General features: G+C 38.5%; 28 protein-coding genes and 1 tRNA gene. 20 read left to right on the top strand and 9 right to left on the bottom strand.

Annotated elements, in window-relative coordinates:
- Positions 1-79: 79 nt before the first annotated feature.
- The 6 genes from serS to FRX51_RS05320 all read right to left on the bottom strand — a co-directional run bounded on the left by serS (position 80) and on the right by FRX51_RS05320 (position 5,803).
- The gene (gene serS / locus FRX51_RS05345; RefSeq protein WP_146496543.1) at positions 80-1,354 is read right to left on the bottom strand and encodes a serine--tRNA ligase; all 1,275 of its coding nucleotides are present in this window, start codon (positions 1,352-1,354) and stop codon (positions 80-82) included.
- Positions 1,355-1,587: 233 nt separating this feature from the next.
- On the bottom strand, positions 1,588-1,953 hold the full coding sequence (locus tag FRX51_RS05340) for a DUF956 family protein (protein ID WP_146496541.1): 366 nt from the start codon (positions 1,951-1,953) through the stop codon (positions 1,588-1,590).
- A gap of 60 nt (positions 1,954-2,013) precedes the next feature.
- Complete coding sequence (locus tag FRX51_RS05335; RefSeq protein WP_146496539.1) at positions 2,014-2,925, bottom strand: PTS system mannose/fructose/sorbose family transporter subunit IID; 912 nt, start codon at positions 2,923-2,925, stop codon at positions 2,014-2,016.
- Between the two features lie 14 nt (positions 2,926-2,939).
- Positions 2,940-3,740: a PTS mannose/fructose/sorbose transporter subunit IIC gene (locus tag FRX51_RS05330; RefSeq protein WP_186627136.1), complete on the bottom strand. Its 801-nt coding sequence runs from the start codon at positions 3,738-3,740 to the stop codon at positions 2,940-2,942.
- Positions 3,741-3,770: 30 nt separating this feature from the next.
- Positions 3,771-4,763 carry a PTS sugar transporter subunit IIB gene (locus FRX51_RS05325; RefSeq protein WP_146496534.1) on the bottom strand — a complete coding sequence of 331 codons (993 nt, stop codon included), beginning with the start codon at positions 4,761-4,763 and terminating at the stop codon, positions 3,771-3,773.
- 224 nt (positions 4,764-4,987) lie between these two features.
- On the bottom strand, positions 4,988-5,803 hold the full coding sequence (locus FRX51_RS05320) for a Cof-type HAD-IIB family hydrolase (protein WP_146496532.1): 816 nt from the start codon (positions 5,801-5,803) through the stop codon (positions 4,988-4,990).
- Between the two features lie 161 nt (positions 5,804-5,964).
- Here FRX51_RS05320 and FRX51_RS05315 point away from each other — a divergent pair, with 161 nt between their 5' ends.
- The 5 genes from FRX51_RS05315 to brpA all read left to right on the top strand — a co-directional run bounded on the left by FRX51_RS05315 (position 5,965) and on the right by brpA (position 10,494).
- Positions 5,965-6,555, top strand: coding sequence for a DUF1361 domain-containing protein (locus FRX51_RS05315; protein WP_146496530.1), 591 nt, complete (start codon positions 5,965-5,967; stop codon positions 6,553-6,555).
- A gap of 123 nt (positions 6,556-6,678) precedes the next feature.
- Positions 6,679-8,091 carry an NCS2 family permease gene (locus FRX51_RS05310; RefSeq protein ID WP_146496528.1) on the top strand — a complete coding sequence of 471 codons (1,413 nt, stop codon included), beginning with the start codon at positions 6,679-6,681 and terminating at the stop codon, positions 8,089-8,091.
- An 83-nt stretch (positions 8,092-8,174) separates the two neighbouring features.
- Positions 8,175-8,618, top strand: a complete 444-nt coding sequence (gene tsaE, locus FRX51_RS05305; protein ID WP_146496526.1) for a tRNA (adenosine(37)-N6)-threonylcarbamoyltransferase complex ATPase subunit type 1 TsaE — start codon at positions 8,175-8,177, stop codon at positions 8,616-8,618.
- On the top strand, positions 8,611-9,132 hold the full coding sequence (locus FRX51_RS05300; protein WP_146496524.1) for a GNAT family N-acetyltransferase: 522 nt from the start codon (positions 8,611-8,613) through the stop codon (positions 9,130-9,132). The genes tsaE and FRX51_RS05300 overlap by 8 nt, the downstream gene beginning before the upstream one ends.
- Before the next feature lie 9 nt (positions 9,133-9,141).
- The gene (brpA, locus tag FRX51_RS05295) at positions 9,142-10,494 is read left to right on the top strand and encodes a biofilm formation/cell division transcriptional regulator BrpA (protein WP_146496521.1); all 1,353 of its coding nucleotides are present in this window, start codon (positions 9,142-9,144) and stop codon (positions 10,492-10,494) included.
- Between the two features lie 50 nt (positions 10,495-10,544).
- Here the strand turns inward: brpA and FRX51_RS05290 are convergent, their stop codons facing one another.
- Together FRX51_RS05290 and FRX51_RS05285 are read right to left on the bottom strand one after the other, a co-directional pair.
- Positions 10,545-10,850: a hypothetical protein gene (locus FRX51_RS05290; protein ID WP_146496519.1), complete on the bottom strand. Its 306-nt coding sequence runs from the start codon at positions 10,848-10,850 to the stop codon at positions 10,545-10,547.
- A gap of 2 nt (positions 10,851-10,852) precedes the next feature.
- Positions 10,853-11,266: an HIT family protein gene (locus FRX51_RS05285; RefSeq protein WP_146496517.1), complete on the bottom strand. Its 414-nt coding sequence runs from the start codon at positions 11,264-11,266 to the stop codon at positions 10,853-10,855.
- Between the two features lie 195 nt (positions 11,267-11,461).
- On the opposite strand from FRX51_RS05285, the gene FRX51_RS05280 reads away from it, so the two are divergent.
- The 15 genes from FRX51_RS05280 to FRX51_RS05210 all read left to right on the top strand — a co-directional run bounded on the left by FRX51_RS05280 (position 11,462) and on the right by FRX51_RS05210 (position 23,936).
- The gene (locus FRX51_RS05280) at positions 11,462-12,199 is read left to right on the top strand and encodes an ABC transporter ATP-binding protein (protein ID WP_146496515.1); all 738 of its coding nucleotides are present in this window, start codon (positions 11,462-11,464) and stop codon (positions 12,197-12,199) included.
- Positions 12,196-13,230, top strand: a complete 1,035-nt coding sequence (locus FRX51_RS05275) for an ABC transporter permease (protein ID WP_146496513.1) — start codon at positions 12,196-12,198, stop codon at positions 13,228-13,230. The genes FRX51_RS05280 and FRX51_RS05275 overlap by 4 nt, the downstream gene beginning before the upstream one ends.
- Before the next feature lie 58 nt (positions 13,231-13,288).
- A complete protein-coding gene (gene ccrZ / locus FRX51_RS05270) occupies positions 13,289-14,077 on the top strand; it encodes a cell cycle regulator CcrZ (protein ID WP_146496511.1) in 789 nt (262 codons plus the stop codon).
- A gap of 2 nt (positions 14,078-14,079) precedes the next feature.
- Positions 14,080-14,724: a tRNA (guanosine(46)-N7)-methyltransferase TrmB gene (trmB, locus tag FRX51_RS05265; protein WP_146496509.1), complete on the top strand. Its 645-nt coding sequence runs from the start codon at positions 14,080-14,082 to the stop codon at positions 14,722-14,724.
- Positions 14,725-14,756: 32 nt separating this feature from the next.
- Positions 14,757-14,843 (top strand) — tRNA-Ser (locus FRX51_RS05260).
- 51 nt (positions 14,844-14,894) lie between these two features.
- Complete coding sequence (locus FRX51_RS05255; protein WP_186627138.1) at positions 14,895-15,140, top strand: hypothetical protein; 246 nt, start codon at positions 14,895-14,897, stop codon at positions 15,138-15,140.
- A 491-nt stretch (positions 15,141-15,631) separates the two neighbouring features.
- Positions 15,632-16,102, top strand: a complete 471-nt coding sequence (gene rimP / locus FRX51_RS05250; RefSeq protein WP_146496505.1) for a ribosome maturation factor RimP — start codon at positions 15,632-15,634, stop codon at positions 16,100-16,102.
- A gap of 26 nt (positions 16,103-16,128) precedes the next feature.
- Positions 16,129-17,277, top strand: a complete 1,149-nt coding sequence (nusA, locus tag FRX51_RS05245; protein ID WP_146461891.1) for a transcription termination factor NusA — start codon at positions 16,129-16,131, stop codon at positions 17,275-17,277.
- Positions 17,278-17,296: 19 nt separating this feature from the next.
- Entirely contained in the window at positions 17,297-17,593 is a 297-nt protein-coding gene (gene rnpM, locus FRX51_RS05240; protein WP_146496503.1) for an RNase P modulator RnpM, read from the top strand.
- Positions 17,586-17,888: a YlxQ-related RNA-binding protein gene (locus FRX51_RS05235; protein WP_146496501.1), complete on the top strand. Its 303-nt coding sequence runs from the start codon at positions 17,586-17,588 to the stop codon at positions 17,886-17,888. Before rnpM ends, FRX51_RS05235 begins: the two co-directional genes overlap by 8 nt.
- Before the next feature lie 18 nt (positions 17,889-17,906).
- A complete protein-coding gene (gene infB, locus FRX51_RS05230) occupies positions 17,907-20,627 on the top strand; it encodes a translation initiation factor IF-2 (protein ID WP_146496499.1) in 2,721 nt (906 codons plus the stop codon).
- A gap of 29 nt (positions 20,628-20,656) precedes the next feature.
- On the top strand, positions 20,657-21,010 hold the full coding sequence (gene rbfA / locus FRX51_RS05225; RefSeq protein WP_146461898.1) for a 30S ribosome-binding factor RbfA: 354 nt from the start codon (positions 20,657-20,659) through the stop codon (positions 21,008-21,010).
- 115 nt (positions 21,011-21,125) lie between these two features.
- Entirely contained in the window at positions 21,126-22,028 is a 903-nt protein-coding gene (locus FRX51_RS05220; RefSeq protein ID WP_146496497.1) for a hypothetical protein, read from the top strand.
- Positions 22,029-22,172: 144 nt separating this feature from the next.
- Positions 22,173-22,991: a Cof-type HAD-IIB family hydrolase gene (locus FRX51_RS05215; RefSeq protein WP_146496495.1), complete on the top strand. Its 819-nt coding sequence runs from the start codon at positions 22,173-22,175 to the stop codon at positions 22,989-22,991.
- Between the two features lie 102 nt (positions 22,992-23,093).
- Positions 23,094-23,936 carry a DegV family protein gene (locus tag FRX51_RS05210; RefSeq protein ID WP_146496493.1) on the top strand — a complete coding sequence of 281 codons (843 nt, stop codon included), beginning with the start codon at positions 23,094-23,096 and terminating at the stop codon, positions 23,934-23,936.
- Between the two features lie 86 nt (positions 23,937-24,022).
- On the opposite strand, the gene FRX51_RS05205 is transcribed toward FRX51_RS05210, so the two are convergent.
- Entirely contained in the window at positions 24,023-24,841 is an 819-nt protein-coding gene (locus FRX51_RS05205) for a hypothetical protein (protein ID WP_146496491.1), read from the bottom strand.
- Positions 24,842-24,861: the final 20 nt, after the last annotated feature.

Raw genomic sequence — 24,861 nt, 5'->3', positions numbered from 1 at the left:
CTTAGCGTGATTTTTCTTTTGTCAAATGTCAAAATAAAACTCAGTTAGGCTAGTTAACTGAGTTTTTATCTATTTGATGTTAAGGTTTAATCACCTCAAGTCCTCCCATATATGGACGGAGTACTTCAGGAATGGTTACAGAACCATCTTCATTTTGATAGTTTTCCAAAATGGCTGCAACAGTACGGCCAACAGCTAAACCAGAACCGTTCAAGGTATGAAGTAGTTTCACCTTACCGTCAGCTTCGTCACGGTAACGAATTTGGGCACGGCGAGCTTGGAAATCTTCTGTGTTTGAACAACTAGAAATTTCACGGTAGGTGTTTTGAGCTGGAATCCATACTTCTAGATCATAAGTTTTGGCAGCTGAGAAACCCATATCTCCAGTACAAAGTGCTAAAACACGATATGGTAAGCCAAGTTTTTGTAGGATATTTTCAGCATTAGCTGTCATTTTTTCTAATTCTTCATAAGATTCTTCAGGTTTGGCAAATTTGACCATTTCTACCTTATGGAATTGGTGCAAACGAATTAAACCACGCGTGTCACGACCGGCAGAACCTGCTTCAGAACGGAAAGATGGGCTCATGGCTGTAAAGTAGATTGGCAAATCTTTACCGTTGATAATCTCGTTACGATAGAAATTGGTCAAAGGAACTTCAGCAGTTGGAATAAGGACAAAATTGCTGTCAGCTAATTCAAAAGTGTCTTCCTTGAATTTTGGGTATTGTCCTGTACCAAACATAGAGTCATGATTGACCATGTAAGGTGGGATAATTTCGGTATAACCTTCTGCCGCATGCTCATCAAGCATGAAATTGTAAAGGGCACGTTCTAAGCGAGCACCGAGATTTTTATAGAAAAGGAAACGAGCACCGGTCACCTTAGCTCCACGTTCCCAATCCAAAATATTGAGTTCCTCACCTAAATCCCAGTGAGCTTTTGGCTCAAAATCAAATTCACGAGGCGTCCCCCAACGACGAACTTCTACATTGTCTTCTTCATCAGCCCCAACTGGCACACTGTCATGCGGTGTATTTGGCAAGACAACTAGGATACCTTCTACTTGTTGATCAAGTTCCAGTAGTTCATTGTCGATTTCCTTAATCTTGGCAGATAGTTTTTGCATGGCAGCGATTTGCTCATCAGCATTTTCTTTGTTGCGTTTAGCTTGGGCAATATTAGCAGAAGCAAGATTGCGTTCAGCCTTAAGCTCTTCTGTTTCAACCAAAAGGCGACGACGTTTTTGGTCAAGTTCTGCTAATTGTGTTAAAGTTTCTTGACTGACGCCACGCAAAGCTAGTTTTTCAGCAACATGATCAAAGTCATTACGAATGCGTTTTAAATCTAACATAAAATTCCTCCTATAAAAAAGCACAAGATGAGCTATGTTGGAACGCCAAGGGCGTGGTTCCATCCAACTTCACAAATCTTGTGCACTTAATCATCTATGTAATAATAAACAACGGTAGAATTTCAACATTAGTCCTTACCTACTCGCAGCGACCGTAGGCTTTCTGAAAAGTAACTAATCTTTACTTATCCGTTGTCTTCATTATACCCAACTTTCTTATAAAAGTAAAGGTTTTATCGAGTTTTCGGGAGTAGTTTTTGCCCAATCATTTGTAAAAGAGTGGGAAGTTTGACAACCTTATCATTTCCTAAAATGTCACGAGCGATTTTCAAAATCTTGCCAGAATCCTTGGACGCAAAAAGAAATTTACCTTGCTGTGTCATCACTTCAAAATGGCGACTGATTTTTTTACCAGATACATTTGCTCCGATGTAGTTTACAGAAGACCAAGGAATTTGAAGGTATTGTTCAACATTGACGTCAGGGTAAAACTCTAAGGCTTCTGGACCAATGAGAAACTTGCCGACCTTGCTACCAATACCAAGATAAGACACTCCTGTTGTTTGGAGAAGGACGGTTTTATTGAGGGATTGTGCCATGTATTTTCCTTTCCATGAGTAAAGTAAGAAGGTTAGGAGAAGCTCCCAACCTTTCTTATTTTACATGATACCTGCCAAACGAGCAAGGATACCAACGATGAACAAACCAACGATGATAGTGATTGGAGATACTTTTTTCTTGAGTAACCACATGCAGAGGAATACAAGAAGAACGTTCATAAATCCAGGAATCAAACCATCCAAGTTTTGTTGGAAAGTTGTTACTTTTTCAGGAGTTTGTGAAAGACCCGCTCCAACTTGAGCAAAGGCTTCTTTGATACCTTCGCTACCTGCTGGGAGTTTATCCCACTCAATGTAAGCTCCTTTTGAAAGTGGAACACTTGAAACATTGAAAGCAAACTTGATTGATACCCAACGCTCAGCTAGAACAGCTAAGATGAACATACCAAGGATTGAAGCTCCTTTGGTGATGTCTTGTAGGATACCACCTGACATGTCTTTAGTGATTTCTTTACCTGATTTGTAACCAAATTCTTGTGTGTACCATAGGAAAGCCATACGAATAGCATTCCAAGCGACAAAGAAGATGATTGGTCCAAGAACGTTACCAGCGATAGCAAGTGAAGCTCCTAGGGCACCAATGATTGGACGAACAGTAAACCAGAATACTGGGTCGCCGATACCTGCAAGAGGTCCCATCATACCGATTTTAACCCCTTGGATTGCAGCGTCATCAATATCTGCACCATTGGCACGATCTTCTTCAAGAGCAAGTGTTACCCCAAAGATAGGTGCAGCCACATAAGGATGCGTGTTAAAGAATTCCATGTGGCGTTTAAGTGCAGCTGCTTGATCTTCTTTTTTCGTGTAAAGTTTTTTAATAGCTGGAACTAAAGCATAAGCCCAACCTAAGTTTTGCATACGTTCGTAGTTCCAAGATGCTTGAAGGAGTTGTGAACGGAACCAAACTTTTTTACGATCACTTAGTGAAAGTTGAATTTTTTCTGCCATGTTATTGCCTCCTCTTAGTAATCTTCTAGGATGTCACCGATTGGATCGTGTGACCCTGCACTAGCACTACCGTTACCACCTTTTTTAGAAAGGTTAAGGTAGATGAAGGCAAGAGCAACACCGATAGCACCAAGGGCGATTAGTGTTAAATCATTAACGGCTGCAAGAGCAAAACCAAGGGCAAAGAATGGCCAAACTTCACGAGAAGCCATCATGTTGATAACCATAGCGAAACCTACGGCAACAACCATACCACCACCAACTTGCATACCACCACTTAGCCACTCTGGCATCAACTCAAGTGCAGCTTTTACGCTTTCAGAAGGAATAGCAAGTAGGAAAGCAGCAGGAATAGCGATACGAAGACCTTGAAGAGAAAGAGCTACTAAATGGTAGCGTTCAAGTGCAGCAAAGTCACCACGTTCAGCAGCAGCATCAGCTCCGTGAACCAAACCGACAGAAGCGGTACGAACGAGCATAGTCAAGAAAAGACCAGCAACAGCAAGTGGGATAGCAAGACCTTGAGCGACACTAATGGCTTGATCTGAGAAGTCACCACCTTTAATCAAGATAATGGCAGCAGCAACGGAAGCAAGTGCCGCATCAGGTGCTACGGCAGCTCCGATATTTGCCCAACCAAGAGCGACAAATTGCAGTGTTCCACCTAGGATAACGCCAGGAATAAGGTTACCTGTTACCAAACCGATAAGGGTACAAGCAACGATTGGTTGATGGAATTGGAATTGGTCAAGAATTCCTTCCATACCAGCAAGGAAGGCAACCACGACCACCAAGATCGCAGAAATAATTGAAATATCCATGATAAATCCTTTCTTTTATATAGCTTATTTAACGTTTGCTTTGTTGATTAGGTCAAACAAGTCTTTTTTAGAATCATTTGGTACTTTACGGACGTCAAATTTGACACCAAGGTCACGTAATTTTTCAAAGACAGCAACATCGTCTTTGTCCATTGATAGTACATTGTTGACCATTGTTTTACCAGTTGAGTGAGCCATTGAACCAACGTTCAATTCTTCAATCTCAACTCCGCCTTCGATCGCACGAAGGGCATCCTGAGGTGTTTCAAATAAAATCAACGCATGAGTATTACCAAAGCGAGGGTCTTTTGAAACGTCAATCAATTTCTGGATTGGTACAACATTTGCTTTAACATTACCAGGAGCGGCTTGTTTAATCAATTGTTTACGTAATTCATCTTGAGAAACTGTATCAGATGCAACGATGATACGATCAGCTTTTGAAGCGGGTGTCCAACCTGTTGCGACTTGACCATGCAAGAGACGTGTGTCAATGCGAGCAAGGTTGATTTTCAACTTACCATCACCAATAACTGTTCCTTCAGGAATAGCCCCTTGTGGTGCGTCGATAGTTTTAGCAACAACAGGAGCGGCTTCAGCAGGGTTCAATTCTTCTGGCAAGGCTTTAATCCCTTCTTTAGCCTCTTTGATAATGTTAGCTGCAACTTGCTCAACTCCAGCAGATGCATCCATCATGCGTTCTGTATAAGCTTGAATTAGCATAGGCAAGTTGAGGCCAGTGATGATGGCGAATTTACGCTCAGGATTTTCTCCCATGATTCGACTTGCTTGGTTGAAGGGCGAACCACTCCAAAGGTCAGCAAGGACAAGAATCTCATCATCAGCATCAAATTGAGCGATAGCATTGGTAAAGTGTGCGTAAAGATCATCTGGTCCTTCACTTGGCATGAAAGTGACAACTTGAACTTTTTCTTGTTCCCCGAAAATCATGGAACCTGATTGATGAATACCTTCAGCAAATTTACCATGGCTGGCAATAATAATACCGATACCCATTCTTGATTTTCCTCCTTTTAATTATTTTTCATTTTGTGTCATACTAAATTAGTATCACCTTCAAACGAAATTCAAGAACATAGCTATTTTAAAACGTTTTCAAGAAAATGTCAAGGTTATCCGAGAAAAAATGACAAAATTTATCAAAAATAGATGAAAATCAGTCAAAAGGAAAAATGACAAGCATAAAAGAGATGCTCAAAACTATTGGGCATCTCTGATTTTTATGTTAAAAAAAGTTGTTCTAATTGTTTGGCAACTCCATCCTCATTATTGGTCCAAGGCAATTGCTGATCGGCAAATTCTAAAAGAATCGGATTGGCATTTTTCATGGCGTATCCTGTTTGGGCGAAAGCCAACATTTCAGTGTCGTTATGCTCATCACCAAAAGCGATAAGGTCTTTTTCATCCAAGTTCAGAGCAGTTAGTAAATGCTGCAGTGCCATTGCTTTATTGACCCCTTTGGGAGAAAATTCTAAGATATTTAATGGTCCCCCCCAAGAATCAACTTCAAGGCTATGGTTAAAGTGTTCTTTGATTTGTTCAGCTAAGGCATACTTATCAGCGACTCTGGTTTTCATCAAAAGTGCATTTGGCCCAGTGGTCACCTTGTTAGGAATCAGTTCTAAATCATCTGTAATTTCTTTGAGCCCAAAAAGTTTTGGCTCAATTTGATCACGGTGTTCAAAATTGATAAAGAGTTTATCTCGATATTCTGTCGCTAGAAAGTCAAGCTCAATGTCTTCTTTAATGTCAAGTAATTGCCAGATATATTTCGGATCAAGGCGAATGTCTAGTTCATGAGGCCAAGCCTGTTCAGGCAGATGAACCAAGGCACCATTAAAATTGATCATCGGTGTTTTTAAGCCTAATTGACGATAATAGTCTAGCGCCATACGATAAGGACGTCCAGTGGCAATAATAATGGTATGTCCTAAAGCTTCTACTTTTTTTAAGGTTTCGACAGTGTAGGTAGAGATGGTTTCATCACTGTGGAGTAATGTGCCATCTAAGTCAATTGCAATTATTTTTTTAGTCATGTTCTTATTATAACAGATTGTGACAAAAAGTTGCAAAAATGAGTAAATATTAGATTAAAATGTCAAAACCTAACAAAGAGTTCACAAGACAAGCTAATCAATCGTATTTATTTATGACTATGTTATAATAGGAAAATAGTTTTGCAAGAAGGAGAAATGACATGAAATTAAAAATGAGTTTAATTCATCTGTTTTGGTTGGTGATATCGGCAGGTATTTTCCGTTATATGACCAGTGGGCCTAATCTAATTTGGAATATGTTTTTGGCCTTGGTAGCCTTGGATTTTGCTTATTTGACCTATCGTACAAAAAATACTTTTGTGAAGCTTGTAGGAGTGTTACTTTGGTTACTCTTTTATCCTAATACCTTCTACATGCTGACAGATATTATTCACATGTCCTTTGCTGGTCAGGCTCTATGGGATCGTTCGAGTATGATTATGTTCATGCTCTATGTGTCTAGCATTTTGTTTGGTGTTTTATCTGGGGTCTTGAGTTTGCAATTGATTTTCAATAGTTTAGGGGTGAAAAATATTTACCTACGTTATTTGGTGATTGGTAATTTATCCTTTTTATCAAGTTTTGCCATTCATATTGGTCGATATGCACGTTTAAATTCTTGGGACGCCTTAACGAATCCGATGACGGTGGTTAATAGTATGGTTGACGTTGTTTCTTGGTCAGCCCTACCATTTATTGCTGGTTTTACTTTTTTACAGATGATGACCTTGATTTTTTTAGACAGAGAATAAAATATACGTAAAATATGTGTATATTTTATTTTTTATCTAAAAAACAACAAAAAAACAATTGAAAAACGAATGTTTTTGTGGTATAATATCTAAAACATTCTAAAAAAGGAGTTTCGTCATTAAATGAAAACGTTTTTTCAGTTAAAAGAGTATGGTACGACTGTTCGCAGGGAAGTTATAGCAGGAATAACCACTTTCTTTGCCATGTCTTATATTCTTTTTGTTAATCCGACAACGTTATCCCAGACTGGTATGCCTATTCAAGGGGTTTTTCTTGCGACTATTATTGGTGCAGTTATTGGTACCTTAATTATGGCCCTTTATGCTAATGTACCTTATGCTCAAGCATCTGGTATTGGTATGAGTGCGTTTTTTACTTATACGGTTGTTTTTGCACAAGGTTATACTTGGCAAGAAGCTTTAGCGATGGTCTTTCTTTGTGGCTGTATTGCCATGGTGATTACTTTGACGAAATTACGTCAAATCATTATTGTTTCTATTCCAGAAAATATTAAGCATGCCATTGGTGGTGGTATTGGTATTTTTTTAACTTATCTAGGGATTAAAAATGCCGGTTTACTTAACTTTACTTTAAATCCGAATACCTATACCGTCGTTGGTGAAGGAGCCGATAAAGCAGGAGCGACTATCATTGGTAATGCTTCAGCAGTTCCTGCTCTTGTTTCTTTTGATAATGCTGGTGTGGTATTGTCGCTTTGTGCGATTATCATTACTGCTATCTTTGTTATTCGTCATGTTAAAGGCGGTATCATGCTAGCCATGATTACAACTACCTTGCTGGCTATTTTTCTTGGAATTGTTGATTTATCTGCTATTGATTTTGCATCAAACAATATTGTGACAGCTTTTCAAGAATTGGGACTAGTTTTTGGAGCAGCCTTTACTGGATTGGGCACGTTATTTGCTGATTCGAGTCGTCTATTAGAAGTTATGATGACTATATTTGCTTTTGCTTTGACAGATATGTTTGATACGATTGGAACTTTGATTGGAACCAGTCAAAAAGCACAGATTTTCAAAACGACGAGTGAGAATGCTAAAGACCTGGATCCCAAAATGGAAAAAGCCCTTTATGCTGATATGTTAGCGACAACAGCAGGAGCTGTGGTTGGCACGTCAAATGTAACAACTTATGTGGAGTCGGCGGCTGGTATTGCAGCAGGAGGACGCACAGGGCTTACTGCCTTGGTAGTTGCCTTACTCTTTATGGTATCTAGTTTTTTCAGTCCTTTGTTGGCCATTATCCCCAATCAAGCAACGGCTGCCGTTTTGATTATGGTTGGTATTATGATGATTTCTAGTCTTAAGCATGTTGAATGGGATGATATGAGTGAAGCCATTCCAGCCTTCTTTGCGTCAATTTTTATGGGCTTTGGTTATAGTCTGACAAATGGGATTGCTTTTGGCTTTCTCTTTTATACACTTAGTAAGCTGGTTCAAGGACGAGCAAAGGATATCCAACCGATAGTATGGGTTTTAGATGGTCTATTTATTGTTAATTTTTTGTTAATCTAAAAAAGGAAACTAGGGGTAACTCTAGTTTTTATATTTATCAGTTGTGACTGGTTTAGGAAATTAAATTGTGTTAAAATAGGAATATGTTTGACATTTGTAACGAAGATGAATTGATTGCTTTTGGTTATCGTATTGGTCAAGCCTTGGAAGCTGGTCATGTGCTCGTGTTGACAGGGGATTTAGGTGCAGGTAAAACCACCTTGACCAAGGGAATCGCCAAAGGTCTAGGGATTGATCAAATGATTAAGAGCCCAACTTATACCATTGTCAGAGAGTATGAGGGGCGTTTGCCCTTATATCACTTAGATGTTTATCGTATTGGTAATGACCCAGATTCTATTGATTTAGATGAGTTTTTGTATGGCAATGGTGTGACTGTTATTGAATGGGGACACTTATTGGGTGCAGATTTTACGAATGATTATATGGAAGTTGTGATTGAAACAAAAGACGTAGGTCGTTATGTGTCATTAGTCCCTAAGGGAAAACGGTCCAATCAACTAAAGGAGGTCATTAGTCATGGCTGAACAAGAATTTATCATCAAAGAAGCAGAACCAAATGATGCCAAAGCACTGGTTGAAACCCTCAATCAGATAGGGGGAGAAAGTGAATTTATGACCTTGGACGAGGCGGGCATTTTGATGACAACTGAGCAGATGGTTGATTTTATCAAGCATCGACAAGAATCGGTCAATCAGCTCTGCCTTTTAGCTAAGAAAGGTTCAGAAGTGGTTGGTGTGCTTAATGTCACCAGTGATTTTCACGAGCGGGTTAATCATATTGGAGATATTTTTATCGGCATTAAAAAACAGTATTGGGGTTATGGTTTAGGTCAAGTTTTGATGGCTGAAACAATTGAGTGGGCCAAACAATCTGGAGTGATTCGTCGTTTGGAATTAACCGTACAAAAACGAAATCAGCGTGCCGTCCATGTTTATGAAAAGATTGGTTTTGAGATAGAAGGCGTTAAGAAACGTGGAGCTAAGACAAGTACAGGTGAGTTTCTTGATGTCTATATCATGGGAAAAATGATTGATTAGGAAGACAGCATGAGCATTGGAAAAAAAATTAGTATCATGATTGTTGCGATTTTAGCAACGACAGCACTAGCAGTGGGGCTTTATTTTACGACCCTATCTAGTTTCACGAATAGTGAATTTGCAAAAACCTTTAAGAACTATCAAACCTCGAAAAATGTTAGTCAAGCCATTAAGCAGACTAAACCTTTTTCCATATTGTTGATGGGAGTGGATACAGGTAGTGCCGATCGAACGGATCGTTGGCAAGGTAATAGTGATTCTATGATTTTGGTGACGGTTAATCCTAAAACGAAAAAAACAACCATGACCAGTTTGGAACGAGATATTTTAATTAAACTATCAGGGCCAAAGAAAAATGACATGACTGGAGTTGAGGCCAAATTAAATGCTGCCTATGCTGCTGGCGGTGCTCAGATGGCTATCATGACAGTTCAGGATCTTTTGGATATTACCATTGACTATTATATGCAAATCAATATGCAAGGGATGGTTGATTTGGTAGAGGCTGTTGGTGGAATTACCGTAACCAATAATTTTGATTTTCCGATTCAAATATATGAACAAGAGCCAGCCTATACAGCAACAGTGCCTGTAGGAACTCACAAAATCAATGGCGATCAAGCCTTAGTTTACGCTCGCATGCGTTATGACGATCCAGATGGTGATTATGGACGCCAAAAACGTCAGCGAGAAGTGATTAAGAAAATCATGGCGAAAATTTTAGCCTTGGACAGCATTAGTAACTACCGTAAAATTCTTTCAGCAGTCAGCAGTAACATGCAGACTAACGTGGAAATATCAACGAAAACTATTCCTAAGTTGTTGGGCTATCGAGAGGCTTTGAAAAATATCAAGAGCTATCAACTTCGTGGAGAAGATGCCACCATGGCTGACGGTGGTTCTTATCAAGTGGTCACAGCAGAACATCTTTTGGATATTCAAAATCGCATTAAGAAAGAGTTAGGCTTGAAAACAAATCAGTCGAAATTAAAAACCAGTGCAGTCGTTTATGAAACCTTATATGGTTTGGACAGTAAGATTGCCATCAACGAAACTAAAGCCTCTTCTGAAAGTAGTGAAGACAAGAATGATAGTTCTTCAGTAGTAGAAGCCGACACACAAGTGAGCAGTTATGAGAGCAGTTCCGTTGACAGTATGCTAGTACCAGCTAGCGAAATCGTGTCTGTTCCTGTTGTTCCAGAAGTTAGTCAAGTGACACCAGAAGTCTATCCAAGCTATTCTGAAAGTTACCCTGTGTATTCTACTCCTGTAGAGTCTGTCTATGAGCAACCAGTTGTGTCTAATGTAATTGAAACACCACAAGTGGTAGAAACTCCAGTTGTTAACACTATAGTAGAATAAGAGTTAACTAAAATGAAAAACAACCAAGAAGTTACTTTCTTGGTTGTTTTTTATTTAGGATTGGTTTCTGTTGCTTTGTATTTACTTAATAGTTTATTGATTTCTCGCAAAGTTGCTTGGGTTTCAATCTGGAAAACTCTTGCTTGATAAGAGAAATCTTGGCCTAGTTTACTTGCCTGTAAACTTTCTTTTTGGATGGTTTTCAAACTCTTTTGAGCTTTAGCAAGGTCTTGTTTTCCTTGCTGGATACGATTGGTTTTATCCTTGACTTCTGTTTCGATGACTTGACGATTGTCATAGAGTTTATAAAGCGTTGCTCCGACTAATCCTGACAAGATAAAGGTTTTTAATTTCATTTTTATACCTCATTTGTAATCGCCTTAGCTAACTGACTGAGTTGTTCAAAGTTGGGTTCATTGGTTTTGAAGTCGATAGTTAAGCCGTCTTCATCATTAAATCTTGGAATAAGATGAATATGGGCATGAAAGACGGTCTGTCCAGCCACTGCTTCGCTATTATTAAGCATATTAAGTCCACTAGCTCCAGTAACGGTTTGTAAGCGACGTGCTAGTTGTGGAATAGGGGCAAAGACCTGTTGGGCAGTTTCTGAATCCATATCTAAGAGATTACGAACGTGTTTTTTAGGGATAACAAGGGTATGGCCTTTGGTGACTTGGGTAATGTCTAAAAAGGCGAGAACGTGTTCATCTTCATAGACTTTGCTAGCAGGAATGTCACCTGCAACGATTTGACAAAAAATACATTTTTCCATAAGCTCAACCTTCTTTTCTTTAATTTACTATCAGTATAGCATATTGTTAGTCACTGGTCTGTGAAAAAGTCATTTTATGATTGATTAGATTGCTTTAAGAAAATGAGAATGGATTTCTTTTGTTTTGTTTAGGATTTTGTCTAAATCAAATAATATGATAAAATGAAAGGTAATCTTATAACAAGGAAAATGACGATGTTAAAACTAGAACATGTTACAGGGGGCTATATCAATATCCCTGTTTTGAAAGACTTGAGTTTTGAAGTAAACAAGGGGCAGTTGGTTGGTTTGATTGGTCTGAATGGAGCGGGAAAATCAACGACGATTAGCGAGATTATTGGGCTTTTAACGCCTTATCAAGGACAAATTAGCTTAAATGGTTTGACCTTATCTACGGATCCAGTTAATTATCGTAAGCAGCTAGCCTTAATTCCGGAAACACCTAGTTTGTATGAAGAATTAACTTTAAAGGAGCATTTGGAAACTGTCATCTTGGCTTATGATTTGGATCAACAAAAAGCCATGGCTTGTGCTGAACGTCTATTAAAAATCTTTCGTTTGTCAGATAAGTTGGATTGGTTTCCAGTCAATTTTTCTAAGGGAATGAAACAAAAGGTGATGATTATTTCAGCCTTGATGGTTGAACCTAGCCTTTTGATTGTGGATGAGCCATTTTTGGGGCTTGATCCAGTAGCTATCAAGGATTTGACTGACTTGCTTATGGAGGAAAAGGAGAAAGGAACAGCCATTCTTATGAGTACTCATGTGTTGGATTCCGCGGAAAAGATGTGTGATGAATTTGTTATCCTTCATCATGGTCAGGTCAAGGCTAAAGGTAGTCTGGCTGATTTACAAAAAAGCTTCGCAAAACCATCCGCTAGTCTCACTGATATTTATTTAAGTTTGACCCAAGAGGAAAGTGGCAGTCTATGAGAGAGCTTTTTGGTAAACGACGTTTCGATTTTCATCAGCTCTGTCTGAAATACTTGCGCTATGTGTTAAATGACCATTTTGTTTTGATTCTAGTCTTTCTGACAGGCTTTGTAATGGTGGAATACAGCAAATTATTAAATGATTTTCCTAGCCAAACCTGGCCCATTTGGTCAGTGATTGTATTGCTTTTGCTGATTTTATTGAGTATGGGTCGGGTCGCGACTTACTTAGAACCAGCAGACCAATTGTTTTTATTGGTAAAAGAAGCAGAGGTCAGAAGAGAAATTAAGAAAGCCTTAAAGAGAAGTGTCTTACTTTGGGGAAGTCTTCAAACAATAGGTGTCTTATTTTTAAGTCCACTTCTACTAAAATTGAGTTGGACGAGTTGGCAGATTTTACTATTAGTGGTATTACTTTGGGTAGTTAAGGCTGGTTTGATGTCTTGGAAAATTAGAGACTTTTTTCAACCTTCATCTTTGCATTGGTCAAAGGCTATTGCTTATGAACAAAGACGCAAGCAGGCAATTTTAAAATTTTTCTCACTCTTTACAGATGTGAAAGGCATTTCCAGCCCAGTTAAGAGAAGGGCTTATTTAGATAGCCTTATCACGTTTTTGTCAGGCAAGACACCAAGTCTATGGTCCAAACTTTACGCTCAGGCCTTTGTGCGTAGTGGCGATTATCTACATTTGACACTTCGATTGTTCTTTTTATCTCTATTAAGTTTGGTAACCATTTCTAATCCATGGCTATCCGAGGCTTTAGGTTTGCTGTTTAATTACTTGTGGCTTTTTCAAATGACGGCTTTGGGACGTCATTATGACTACCAGTATCTAACACGTTTATATCCTAAGCAAGCAGATAAAAGTGTAGCCCTTCAAGGTGTCTTGCAACGTTTGTTTTTAATCTTTTATATCATCCAAACCAGTTGTTCTTTCTTTTTTGGTTTTAGTGGCTTGTTTGCTGTCGGAGGTTTGCTATTAGGTTTCTTTTATTTACCCAAAAAAGTTAAGTCAAGTTTGACTAAGTGATTGAAAACAAGTACAATGTAAGATGATAAGGCTCAATAGAAAAATAGGAGGAAAAACAATGGCTGGTACAGATCAAGAATTACAATTAACTCTTCTTAAAGGTAACAGTGGTCAGGCTTATATGGGAACTTATCCTAATGGTGAGCGAGTTTTTGTCAAATTGAATACCACTCCTATCCTTGCTGCTCTAGCCAAGGAACAGATTGCTCCTCAACTGTTGTGGGCTAAGCGTATGGGCAATGGCGACATGATGAGTGCTCAAGAATGGTTAGATGGTCGGATTTTGACCAAACAGGATATGAATAGTAAACAAGTTGTTCAAATTTTGGTTCGGATGCATCGCTCTAAAGCGTTGGTTAATCAACTGTTGCAACTTAATTTTAAGATTGAAAATCCTTATGATTTATTGGTGGATTGGGAAAAGAATGCACCGTTACAACTGCAAGAAAATTCTTACCTACAATTAGTGATTAAGGAACTCAAACGTAGTTTGCCAGAATTTCGTTCAGATTTGGCGACTATTGTCCATGGGGATGTTTGTCATAGCAACTGGGTGATTACAACCAGTGGCATGATTTATTTAGTGGATTGGGATTCTGTTCGCCTAACTGATCGTATGTATGATGTAGCCTATGTTTTGAGCCATTATATCCCTCGTGTTCGTTGGCAGGAATGGTTGGCCTTGTATGGTTATAAGTATAATGAAAAGGTCATGAATAAGTTATACTGGTATGGTCAATTTTCTTACTTATCACAAATCATCAAATGCTTTGATAGTCGTGATATGGAGCATGTCAATCAAGAAATCTACGAACTTAGAAAATTCCGTGAAACATTTAGAAAGTAAAAATGAGAGTTAGAAAACGTAAAGGTGCTGAAGAACACCTAGAAAATAATCCACAGTATGTGGTGTTGAAGCCAGAAGAAGCCAAAGGACACTGGCAAGAGGTTTTTGGCAATGAACAGCCGATTCATATTGAGGTAGGTAGTGGTAAGGGATCTTTTATCACTGGCATGGCAGCAAAAAACCCCCATATCAACTATATTGGTATTGATATTCAGCGTTCGGTCTTGTCTTATGCCTTGGATAAGGTTTTAGAGAGTAATCTTCCAAATATTAAATTACTCTTGGTTGATGGGTCAAGTTTAACCAATTATTTCGCTGATGGTGAGATTGATTTACTTTATCTCAACTTTAGTGATCCGTGGCCTAAAACTCGTCATGAGAAACGTCGCTTGACTTACAAAACCTTTTTAGAAACCTATGAGCAAATTTTACCAGAAGAGGGGCAGATTCATTTTAAGACGGATAATCGTGGCTTGTTCGAATATAGTTTAGCGTCTTTATCGCAGTATGGCATGGTATTGAACCAAGTCTGGCTAGATTTGCACGCTAGCGACTATGAGGGCAATGTGATGACAGAATATGAGCGTAAGTTCTCCAACAAAGGTCAAGTCATTTACCGTTTGGAAGCTCAATTTGCTAAGAAATAAACTATTTTGAATGTGAGCCTAGCTCACATAATGGAGAGGTCGCATAGTGGCCGAGTGCGCACGCTTGGAAAGCGTGTAGTCCTTCACGGGGCTCGGGGGTTCGAATCCCCTCCTCTCCTTTTATCCTATTGATTTTATAGGTTTTATTAGACTTTAAGAAAGGCGTTTTGATGATGTTGTTATTGCAAAAGATAAAGAATTCAAATCGCATAGGATATTTTTATACTCCTGAAAATTATCCAGGGCCTGGTATGGTGGAAATCAATACAACTACAGGAGATGTTGAAATCGTGGAACTATCTGCATTCGATAAGAAAGATGGTTGTCCTTATTTTGCGAATAAAGCTCGAGGAGTGGTTAAGCAAATGTGGGATAGTGGAGAATTGCCAGATGAAAAATTCTTAGCTTGGGGATAGATGGTCTGTTTTTAAATTTCTTGTTAAATAAAATTGTTTACAAAAAAGAGTAGCAGTAGTATAATTAAGATAAAGATAGAGGTTGAGAATCTGTCACCAACGCGCCACTTTCTTAGTGGGTCGAGAAATGCAGGAGCCCCGACAGTCCTGCCTATCTTAGCATTTAGATTTACTCTAGGTGCTTTTTATTTATCAATTTCAGTTGAGAGAGGTATAAATTGGAAACTCAATATTTTATCATTAGGACAGAGCAGACTAAAATTATTCGTTATGTTAATGGTAGTACAGCAGTTCTATTGATTAAAGAAATGACTATTGATTGAAATTGTGCTAAAAATAAAAGTAAGTTTTTATCGATGTATAGGACTTAGTTAACAAAAAATGATTTTCTTTGCATTGATAAAGAAAATGTGATAGAATGAAATTAACTAATAAAGAAGAGGGGGACTGAGGTGTATCTTGGTCCTCTTAGCTATACAAGGAGGTATGCCATGGCATCACTTATTGAACAGGTGATAGAAGTCATTGCTCCAGCAATTCCAGAGCCGTTTGAGCTAGTGGATATTGAGTACGAAAAAATGGGTGGCGATTATGTGTTGTCTGTACTCGTTGATAAACCTGAGGGGATTAGCGTAGAAGACACAGCAGAATTGACCGAGATTATTAGCCCACTTTTAGACACGATTCAGCCTGACCCGTTTCCTGACCAGTATTTTTTAGAAGTGTCTAGTCCAGGCTTGGAACGTCCTTTGAAAACCAAGGATAGTCTTACTGCAGCTATTGGGAAATATATCAATGTCAGTCTTTATCAAGCCATTGATAAGGTTAAGATTTTTGAAGGCGATTTGTTGGCTTTTGATGGTGAAACCTTGAAAATGGCTTACTTGGATAAGACTCGTCAAAAAACAGTTGAGATTCCTTACAAGATGGTGGCTAAGGCTCGTCTTGCAGTGAAATTTTAGAAAGGAAGGTCGAAAAGACCAAGATTATGACTAAAGAAATGTTAGAAGCCTTCCGTATTTTGGAAGAAGAAAAACACATCAATAAAGCAGATATTATTGAGGCAGTGACTGAATCTCTAAAATCAGCCTATCGCCGTCGTTATGGGCAATCTGAAAGTGCCGTTGTTGAATTTAACGAAAAAACTGGAGATTTTCAGGTTTATACAGTGCGTGAAGTGGTTGATGAGGTCTTTGATAGTCGTTTGGAAATCAGTCTAAAAGACGCCCTTGCCATTAACCCTGTCTATGAATTGGGAGATAGAATTCGCTTTGAAGAATCAGTAACCGAATTTGGTCGTGTGGCTGCCCAATCAGCTAAACAAACGATTATGGAACGCATGCGTCGTCAAATGCGAGAGGTGACCTTTAACGAGTACAAGCAGCATGAACGTGAAATTATGACGGGAACGGTTGAACGTTTCGATGATCGCTTTATCTATGTTAATCTAGGTTCGATTGAAGCTCAGTTATCTAAGCAAGACCAGATTCCAGGTGAAATTTTCAAATCTCATGATCGCATCGAAGTTTACGTTTACAAGGTTGAAAATAATCCTCGTGGAGTCAATGTTTTTGTGAGCCGAAGTCACCCAGAATTTATCAAACGCTTGATGGAACAAGAAATTCCAGAAGTTTTTGATGGCACAGTAGAAATCATGAGCGTTTCGCGTGAGGCAGGAGATCGTACCAAGGTAGCGGTTCGTAGCCATAATCCTAATGTTGAAGCGATTGGAACCATCGTCGGTCGTGGTGGTGCCAACATTAAGAAAGTGGTGAGCAAATTCCACCCTAAACGTCTTGATCAAAAGACAGGTTTATTGGTTCCTGTAGAAGAAAATATTGATGTCATCCAATGGGTAGAAGACCCCGCAGAGTTTATTTACAATGCGATTGCACCAGCAGAAGTGGACTATGTTATCTTTGATGAGAATAACAGTAAGCACGCGACAGTTGTGGTGCCTGATAATAAGCTATCGCTTGCCATTGGTCGTCGTGGGCAAAATGTACGTCTAGCGGCTCATTTGACAGGCTATCGTATTGACATCAAATCAGCTTCTGAATATGAAGCAATGGAAAATGAACCTTTTTCAAGTGTAGAAGAAGTAATTCCTGAACAAACAGAAGACGTTACAGAATAAACTATTGGAGAGGTGTTTGATGGCAAAAGTAAGAAAAATACCTTTACGAAAATCTGTCGTTTCTGGTGAAGTGATTGACAAACGAGATTTGCTTCGCATTGTTAAAACCAAGGAAGGCGAAGTCTTTATTGACCCAACAGGTAAGAAAAATGGCCGAGGTGCCTATATCAAGTTGGACAATCAAGAAGCACAGCTAGCCAAGAAAAAACAAGTTTTTAATCGAAGCTTTTCTATGGAAGTGCCAGAAACTTTTTATGATGAACTGATTGCTTATGTGGATCATAAGGTAAAAAGAAGAGAATTAGGTCTTGAATAATAAAGAAAAATTGTCAAATTTGCTAGGCTTGGCACAGCGAGCAGGTCGTGTGATTTCTGGTGAGGAGTTGGTGGTTAAAGCCATTCAACACCAGCAGGTTGGCTTGGTTTTTCTCGCTAATGACGCGGCTAGTAATTTAACAAAGACAGTAACTGATAAAAGTCGTTATTATGATATAGAAGTCTCTACAGTGTTTTCGACACTGGAATTAAGCACAGCACTGGGCAAAGCTAGAAAAGTCGTTGCGATTACAGATGCTGGATTTATTAAGAAAATGAGGACTCTTATGGACTAGAGAATAGGAGGACACCAATTGTCTAAGAAAAGATTATACGAAATTGCCAAGGAACTTGGTAAGGCAAGTAAGGAAGTGGTTGAGCGTGCCAAGGATTTAGGCATGGCAGTTAAGAGCCATTCCTCTTCAGTTGAAGAAACAGATGCCAAAAAAATTATTGCTAGCTTTAACGATAAAAAAGTTGCGTCAAAACAGACAACACCTGTGGTGGAAAAAACAACTGTTGCAACAGTAAGTGAAAAAGTTGTTCCAAGCTCTGAAAAAGTAGAACAAGTAGCTGAACAAAAAGCTGTTAAGCCACAAAGTCGTAATTTTAAGGCTGAGCGAGAGGCTAGAGCTAAGGCTGAAGCAGAACGTCGCAAACAAAATCGTTCAAATCAACAAGGTCGAGTAAGCAAACAGGCTCAAAATGCTTCAACAAAGAGCAATAAAGAAGCCGGTCGTCAGTCTTATAACCAAGAAAAACGTCAGGGTCAAACTAGACAAGACCAACCAAAACGACCGACTCAGCAAACGTCAGCACAATCACCAAGAATTGATTTCAAGGCTCGTGCTGCTGCTCTTAAAGCTGAACAAAATGCCGAGTATGCTCGTCAGAGTGAGAACCGTTTCCGTGAAAATGAAGCAGCTAAATTAAAGGCAGAAAAAGAACGAGAATTAGCACGTCAAGCTAAAAAAGAAGCTCAAAAAGCACAAATGAAGCAGGTAGTTGAACCAACTAAGCCTGCTCCAGCAGTGGTAGAAGTTGCACAAACAGCGACTGATACTCGTCGTAAAAAAGCCCGTCCAGAAAAATCTCGTGAGTTTAGTCATGAAAATGAAGACGGACCAAAACAAAACAAGAATAAGAAGAGTTGGAATAATCAAAATCAAGTGAGAAATCAAAGAAATAGTAACTGGAACCCAAATAAGAAGAAAAAAGGTAAACAAAATCGTCAGGAAGCTCCTAAGGCTATGACCGAACGCAAATTCCATGAATTGCCAAAAGAGTTTGAATACACAGAAGGCATGACCGTTGCAGAGATTGCTAAACGTATCAAACGTGAACCAGCTGAAATTGTTAAAAAACTTTTTATGATGGGAGTTATGGCAACCCAAAATCAATCTTTAGATGGTGATACCATCGAACTATTGATGGTAGATTATGGCATTGAAGCCAAGGCTAAGGTCGAAGTTGATAATGCGGATATTGAGCGTTTCTTTGTTGATGAGTCGTATCTCAATCCAGAGAATATGGTAGAGCGTGCACCAGTTGTTACCATCATGGGACACGTCGATCATGGTAAAACCACTTTACTAGATACCTTGAGAAATTCTCGTGTCGCAACAGGCGAAGCAGGTGGGATCACACAACATATCGGTGCTTATCAGATTGAAGAAAATGGTAAGTTGATTACTTTCCTTGATACCCCAGGACATGCGGCCTTTACTAGCATGCGTGCTCGTGGTGCTTCTGTCACAGACATTACTATCTTGATTGTTGCTGCTGATGACGGTGTTATGCCTCAAACTATCGAAGCTATCAATCATGCTAAGGCAGCCGATGTGCCGATTATTGTGGCGATTAACAAGATTGACAAACCAGGAGCAAATCCAGAGCGTGTGATTGGTGAATTGGCTGAACATGGTGTCATCTCAACAGCTTGGGGTGGAGATTGTGAATTTGTTGAAATTTCAGCGAAATTCGGTCAAAACATTGAAGAATTGTTGGATACGGTTCTTCTTGTTGCAGAAATCCAAGAATTGAAGGCTGACCCAACGGTTCGTGCTATCGGTACGGTTATCGAGGCTCGTTTGGATAAAGGAAAAGGAGCGGTTGCTACCCTTCTTGTGCAACAAGGAACACTTAATGTTCAAGACCCTATCGTTGTTGGAAATACCTTTGGTCGTGTGCGTGCCATGACAAATGACCTTGGTCGTCGTGTTAAGGTAGCAGGGCCATCTGCCCCAGTTTCGATTACAGGTCTTAACGAAGCTCCTATGGCAGGTGACCATTTTGCCGTTTATGAAGATGAAAAAGCTGCGCGTGCTGCCGGTGAAGAACGTGCTAAACGTGCCTTGCTGAAACAACGTCAAGCCACTCAACGTGTCAGTCTGGAAAATCTTTTTGATACCCTTAAAGCTGGAGAAGTTAAGTCAGTTAACGTTATCATCAAGGCAGACGTGCAAGGTTCTGTTGAAGCCCTAGCCTCATCTCTTCTCAAGATTGATGTCGAAGGCGTTAAGGTTAATGTTGTCCATTCAGCAGTTGGTGCCATCAGTGAATCAGATGTGACTCTAGCTGAGGCAAGTAATGCCATTGTGATTGGTTTCAATGTTCGTCCGACACCACAAGCGCGTCAACAAGCCGATGCAGATGATGTTGATATTCGCCTACATAGCATCATTTACAAAGTCATTGAAGAAGTTGAAGATGCCATGAAGGGTATGCTAGATCCAGAATTCCAAGAAAAAGTAATCGGTGAAGCCCTTATCCGTGAAACTTACAAGATTTCTAAGGTTGGTACAATCGGTGGCTTTATGGTTATCAATGGTAAGGTAACGCGTGATTCTAAGGTTCGTGTTATCCGTGACGGTGTGGTTATTCATGACGGTGCCCTTGTGAGTTTGAAACATTATAAAGATGATGTTAAAGAAGTGGGTAATGGTCGTGAAGGTGGTCTGATGATTGAGAATTTCAATGACCTACAAGTCGATGACACCATTGAAGCCTACATCATGGAAGAAATCAAACGCTAATTCAGCTAGCTAAGCAGAAAGGAGTTAGCATGGCAAATTCATTTCGTGTTGACCGTGTTGGCATGGAAGTCAAACGTGAAGTCAACGATATTTTACAAAAAAAAGTAAGAGATCCCAGAGTTTCAGGGGTAACGGTGACAGATGTCCAGATGCTTGGCGATTTGTCAGCCGCAAAAGTTTACTATACTATTTTAAGTGACTTGGCTTCAGATAATCAAAAGGCTCAAAAAGGCTTGGAAAAAGCCACAGGAACCATCAAACGTGAGTTGGGTAAACGCCTAACCATGTATAAGATTCCTGATTTGGTCTTTGTCAAAGATCAGTCCATTGAGTATGGTAACAAGATCGACCAAATGCTTCGTGAACTCGAACGTAAAGACTAAGAAAACCAGCTACAGCTGGTTTTTTGTAATGAAAAAGCTTGGCAAAGGCTTTCTATGGTATAATGAAAGAAAACAGAGTAAGGAAGTAAATGATGATTAAATTAATTGATATAATATGATTAAAAAATTTATTATATATTTTATGACTAAAAAGTATTTATTAGTTATTATTTTGAAAATAAATGAAAGGATGGCAAAGGCTTTGAAAGAATCAGAAGTATTAGATAGATTAGGTTTAAAAGATGGTGAACTTGAAAAGATTTTAGGTTTTAAAGTATGCTATGATGAAAAACACACTATTTTCAGAGTGCTAGACGATAATAGGCCAGTTAAAAAATTAAAGGGTTCTAAAACAAAAGGATGGCGAGTAAGATTAAATGGAGATACTGAAAGTTGTGAAAAATCAACATCAAAATTAGGATTAAAAAACCTACGATCAAATAATCCTGTTAAAATTAATGGACAATATTTTTTTAATCATGGACATATTTTAGCTAGCCAATTTTATAGTTTTATTAATGATAAAGAAAAAGAAAATATTATCAAAGATAATAAAAGGAATGGTTTTATTCAATTTAGTGTAGCTAATTTGCAACAAGAGGAAGCCAGTGATAATTTTAGAAAAAGTCAAGCATTTTATGAGAATAAAATAGTAAATTATCTTAAAAATGAAGGCGGAAAAATACAATATGAAGTCACAATATTATTTTATGATAAAGATGATAAGATACCAATAGGCACTAAAATCTTATTCAAAACAATAAAACAGAGTAATAGTCAAAAAATATTGGAAAATGATGAAGATAGTCATATTTTTATTCCAAATTTTGATAAAGATTTCGATCTTCCTCAAAATGATGATAATGCTAATAATGTTGATTCATATCGTGAATTTTATTGTAAGGGATATGATGATAAATATCAGAAATGTTTTAAGAATATAGCTATTCCAGATGAAGATGGTAAGGTGTATGATGAAGCAGGGCATCAAGTTTTCTATCCATCTAGATGTCAGTGAAAAAATATTTCAGCGATATTTTTCAATTATGAACTAAGTAAAAATTTACCTGGATTTGGAGCGAATGGATTACCACAACAAAAAAAATTAATAGATGCTCTTCGAATATTGGGTTGGTTAGATGAATAAGTAAGGAGAACTGGTATGATTAAACTAATTGCGATTGATATGGATGGCACTTTATTAAATGACGACAAACAAATTCCGCAAGCCAATAAAGAGGTCTTGCAGAAAGTAGCTCAAAAGGGTGTGAAGATTGTCCTTTGCACAGGTCGAATGAAGCCAGGTGTTATTCCTTATTTTGATGAATTGGGGATTGGTGATTATGCTATTTTGAACAATGGTTGTTCGACCTATGCGACAAAAGATTGGTCCTTGGTGGAAACTCACGGAGTGAGTTTTGAAGAAATTGAACTCTTACTAGGTATTGCACAAGAGTATCCTGGGATTTATTTAACCTTAATCACAGATAATCATTTCTATGTTTTTGCCGATCATGTGCCAGAAATTGTTGCTTATGATGCTAGTTTAGTATTTACAGAAGCGATCGCTATTGATTTAGCAGACCTAAAAGCCAAGAAAGAACCAATTTTTCAAGCCATGTTTTTAGGTGATGAGCGTGTTTTAGATCAATTCCAAAAAGAACAAGAAGAAAAATTAGCGAGTCTTTTTTCAGTTGTTCGTAGTCAGCCTTATATTTTTGAAGCCATGCCTAAAGGGGTTACTAAAGCGAGTGCTTTGGCAGATTTAGCTCGTCATTTTGATCTGAGTTCAGAAAATATTATGGCTCTCGGTGATGGTAATAATGATTTGGAAATGCTAGCTTACGCAGGTTTGGGTGTCGCTATGGGCAATGCAACAGAGCAAGTGAAAGCTATTACAAGTCACCAAACAAGTTCTAACAATGAAGCAGGAGTTGCTAAGGCCATTGAAACTTATATGCTAAATCCGGTGTTTGACTAAAATCTCCTTTGATTATCAAATGTTTTTTGCTAGCTGATTCATACAAATGGTGTTATAATAAGAATGAAAGCATTTTATTTTTAAGAAAAGTGAGAAATGATTATGTCATGGAAAATTGTTGCAGACTCAGGTTGCGATCTAAAAAACATTGAAAACTTAGCTCCTAACATTAGTTTTGAGCGAGTTCCCTTAACCTTACAAATCGGTAATGAGATTTTTGTAGATGATGAAGGTTTGGATATTCCTAAAATGATGGAAACCATGTATCAAACTTCTGCTGCAGCAAGTTCAAGTTGCCCTAGTCCTGACGCCTTCTTGCAAGCCTATCGTGGAGCAGACCATGTGATTGCGATTACGATTACAGGGACACTATCAGGTAGTCATAACAGTGCTCGTCTAGCTGTTGAAATGTTAAAAGAAGAAAATCCTAATATCAAGGTTCATCTGATTGATTCCCTATCAGCAGGTGGTGAAATTGATTTATTGGTGATGGAGATTAATCGCTTGATTGCTTCAGGCTTATCCTTTGAAGAAGTGGTTGATAAAATTACAGCCTATCAAGAAAAGACAAAATTACTTTTTGTTCTAGCTAAGGTTGATAATTTAGTTAAAAATGGCCGTTTAAGCAAACTAGTAGGAGCAGTGGTTGGTCTTTTGAATATCCGTATGGTTGGCGAAGCTAGTCAAGAAGGCCGTTTGGAACTCTTGCAAAAATCACGCGGTCAGAAAAAAGCCATTTTAGCTAGTCTGGAAGAGATGATTAAGGCAGGTTATCAAGGTGGTAAAGTGGTTATTGCTCATTCTAACAATGAGAAAATCTGCCAACAATTAAGTGAGAAGATTTTGAGTCAATTTCCCCAAGCAGAAATTAGCTTTCATGCAACATCTGGTTTATGTAGTTTTTATGCAGAAGATGGTGGCATTTTGATGGGTTATGAAATCTAATATTAAAACCATCTCGTGGGTAAAGCGAGATGGTTTTTAAGTTTATTGATGATAAAAAGCGTGTGAGACACGCTTTTTTGATATGATTAATCAGCGGTAGATGTTTCTACTTCTGAATCAGCAACGTTAGTTTCTGCTGGGACTTCAGTAGGAGCTTCTACTGGTGTTTCTGATACAGCAGGTGTTTCCTCTACGCTAACGCTAGGTGTAACGGTAGAGCTAGCCGTAGATGAGTTTGTTGTTTGAGTGGTACTTGGTACGTAATAATTTGTATTAGAAGTTGTGTTGTTATAATTAACACTTTCAGTATCCGTATTAGTATTTGTAACTGTAGTAGTTGCCGGCTCATTAGATTCAGCACTTGAACTAGCTTGGTTACTGGTTTCTGAACTTGACTCACTACTTTCCTCTTGGCTGCTACTTGATTCAGAAGACTGATCGGCATTTTCAAAGTCTTTTTTAATTTGATCTAAACGTTTTTGGAATTCTTCTTTTTTGCTAGGAATCGTGATACGATTGATGGCGTCTTGAGCAGCTTTTATGGTACGCTGACTAGGATTTTTCTCAGCGCTTTGAAGTGCTTTTTCTGTACTTTCAATTAGCTTGAGTTTTGCCTTGATTTTATTTAGTCGATTTTGTAAACTTTCTTTTTGATCTCGATCTGTTAATTTATCAATGGCAGCTTGAGCTTGAGTTATGCCAGTTTGATTAGGATCGTTTTCCAAAGATTGAAAGAGTTTTTCTAATGCAGGTGGAATAGGTGTGCTAGTTGAGCTACTAGATGTTAGTGTAGTAGTTGATGTGGAAGACTTGGTTGTGTTTTTGTTTAACGATAGGTAGCTAACTCCTAAAACAAGTAGTAATAAGAGCGTTATACCACTATAGATAAGTTCTTTACGTTTCATATCAATTGCTCTCCTTTATT

This window comes from Streptococcus sp. sy010 (assembly GCF_007859175.1).
Classification (GTDB): domain Bacteria; phylum Bacillota; class Bacilli; order Lactobacillales; family Streptococcaceae; genus Streptococcus.
The sequence above is the reverse complement of the archived record's forward strand: the minus strand, read 5'-3'. Positions and strand labels throughout refer to the sequence as shown.

Excerpts from the sequence above, each read along its gene's own strand:
- serS (WP_146496543.1), bottom strand. The coding sequence starts at position 1,354 with ATGTTAGATTTAAAACGCATTCGTAATGACTTTGATCATGTTGCTGAA.
- FRX51_RS05340 (WP_146496541.1), bottom strand. The coding sequence starts at position 1,953 with ATGGCACAATCCCTCAATAAAACCGTCCTTCTCCAAACAACAGGAGTG.
- FRX51_RS05335 (WP_146496539.1), bottom strand. The coding sequence starts at position 2,925 with ATGGCAGAAAAAATTCAACTTTCACTAAGTGATCGTAAAAAAGTTTGG.
- FRX51_RS05325 (WP_146496534.1), bottom strand. The coding sequence starts at position 4,763 with ATGGGTATCGGTATTATTATTGCCAGCCATGGTAAATTTGCTGAAGGT.
- FRX51_RS05320 (WP_146496532.1), bottom strand. The coding sequence starts at position 5,803 with ATGACTAAAAAAATAATTGCAATTGACTTAGATGGCACATTACTCCAC.
- FRX51_RS05315 (WP_146496530.1), top strand. The coding sequence starts at position 5,965 with ATGAAATTAAAAATGAGTTTAATTCATCTGTTTTGGTTGGTGATATCG.
- FRX51_RS05310 (WP_146496528.1), top strand. The coding sequence starts at position 6,679 with ATGAAAACGTTTTTTCAGTTAAAAGAGTATGGTACGACTGTTCGCAGG.
- tsaE (WP_146496526.1), top strand. The coding sequence starts at position 8,175 with ATGTTTGACATTTGTAACGAAGATGAATTGATTGCTTTTGGTTATCGT.
- FRX51_RS05300 (WP_146496524.1), top strand. The coding sequence starts at position 8,611 with ATGGCTGAACAAGAATTTATCATCAAAGAAGCAGAACCAAATGATGCC.
- brpA (WP_146496521.1), top strand. The coding sequence starts at position 9,142 with ATGAGCATTGGAAAAAAAATTAGTATCATGATTGTTGCGATTTTAGCA.
- FRX51_RS05290 (WP_146496519.1), bottom strand. The coding sequence starts at position 10,850 with ATGAAATTAAAAACCTTTATCTTGTCAGGATTAGTCGGAGCAACGCTT.
- FRX51_RS05285 (WP_146496517.1), bottom strand. The coding sequence starts at position 11,266 with ATGGAAAAATGTATTTTTTGTCAAATCGTTGCAGGTGACATTCCTGCT.
- FRX51_RS05280 (WP_146496515.1), top strand. The coding sequence starts at position 11,462 with ATGTTAAAACTAGAACATGTTACAGGGGGCTATATCAATATCCCTGTT.
- FRX51_RS05275 (WP_146496513.1), top strand. The coding sequence starts at position 12,196 with ATGAGAGAGCTTTTTGGTAAACGACGTTTCGATTTTCATCAGCTCTGT.
- ccrZ (WP_146496511.1), top strand. The coding sequence starts at position 13,289 with ATGGCTGGTACAGATCAAGAATTACAATTAACTCTTCTTAAAGGTAAC.
- trmB (WP_146496509.1), top strand. The coding sequence starts at position 14,080 with ATGAGAGTTAGAAAACGTAAAGGTGCTGAAGAACACCTAGAAAATAAT.
- FRX51_RS05255 (WP_186627138.1), top strand. The coding sequence starts at position 14,895 with ATGATGTTGTTATTGCAAAAGATAAAGAATTCAAATCGCATAGGATAT.
- rimP (WP_146496505.1), top strand. The coding sequence starts at position 15,632 with ATGGCATCACTTATTGAACAGGTGATAGAAGTCATTGCTCCAGCAATT.
- nusA (WP_146461891.1), top strand. The coding sequence starts at position 16,129 with ATGACTAAAGAAATGTTAGAAGCCTTCCGTATTTTGGAAGAAGAAAAA.
- rnpM (WP_146496503.1), top strand. The coding sequence starts at position 17,297 with ATGGCAAAAGTAAGAAAAATACCTTTACGAAAATCTGTCGTTTCTGGT.
- rbfA (WP_146461898.1), top strand. The coding sequence starts at position 20,657 with ATGGCAAATTCATTTCGTGTTGACCGTGTTGGCATGGAAGTCAAACGT.
- FRX51_RS05220 (WP_146496497.1), top strand. The coding sequence starts at position 21,126 with ATGATTAAAAAATTTATTATATATTTTATGACTAAAAAGTATTTATTA.
- FRX51_RS05215 (WP_146496495.1), top strand. The coding sequence starts at position 22,173 with ATGATTAAACTAATTGCGATTGATATGGATGGCACTTTATTAAATGAC.
- FRX51_RS05210 (WP_146496493.1), top strand. The coding sequence starts at position 23,094 with ATGTCATGGAAAATTGTTGCAGACTCAGGTTGCGATCTAAAAAACATT.
- FRX51_RS05205 (WP_146496491.1), bottom strand. The coding sequence starts at position 24,841 with ATGAAACGTAAAGAACTTATCTATAGTGGTATAACGCTCTTATTACTA.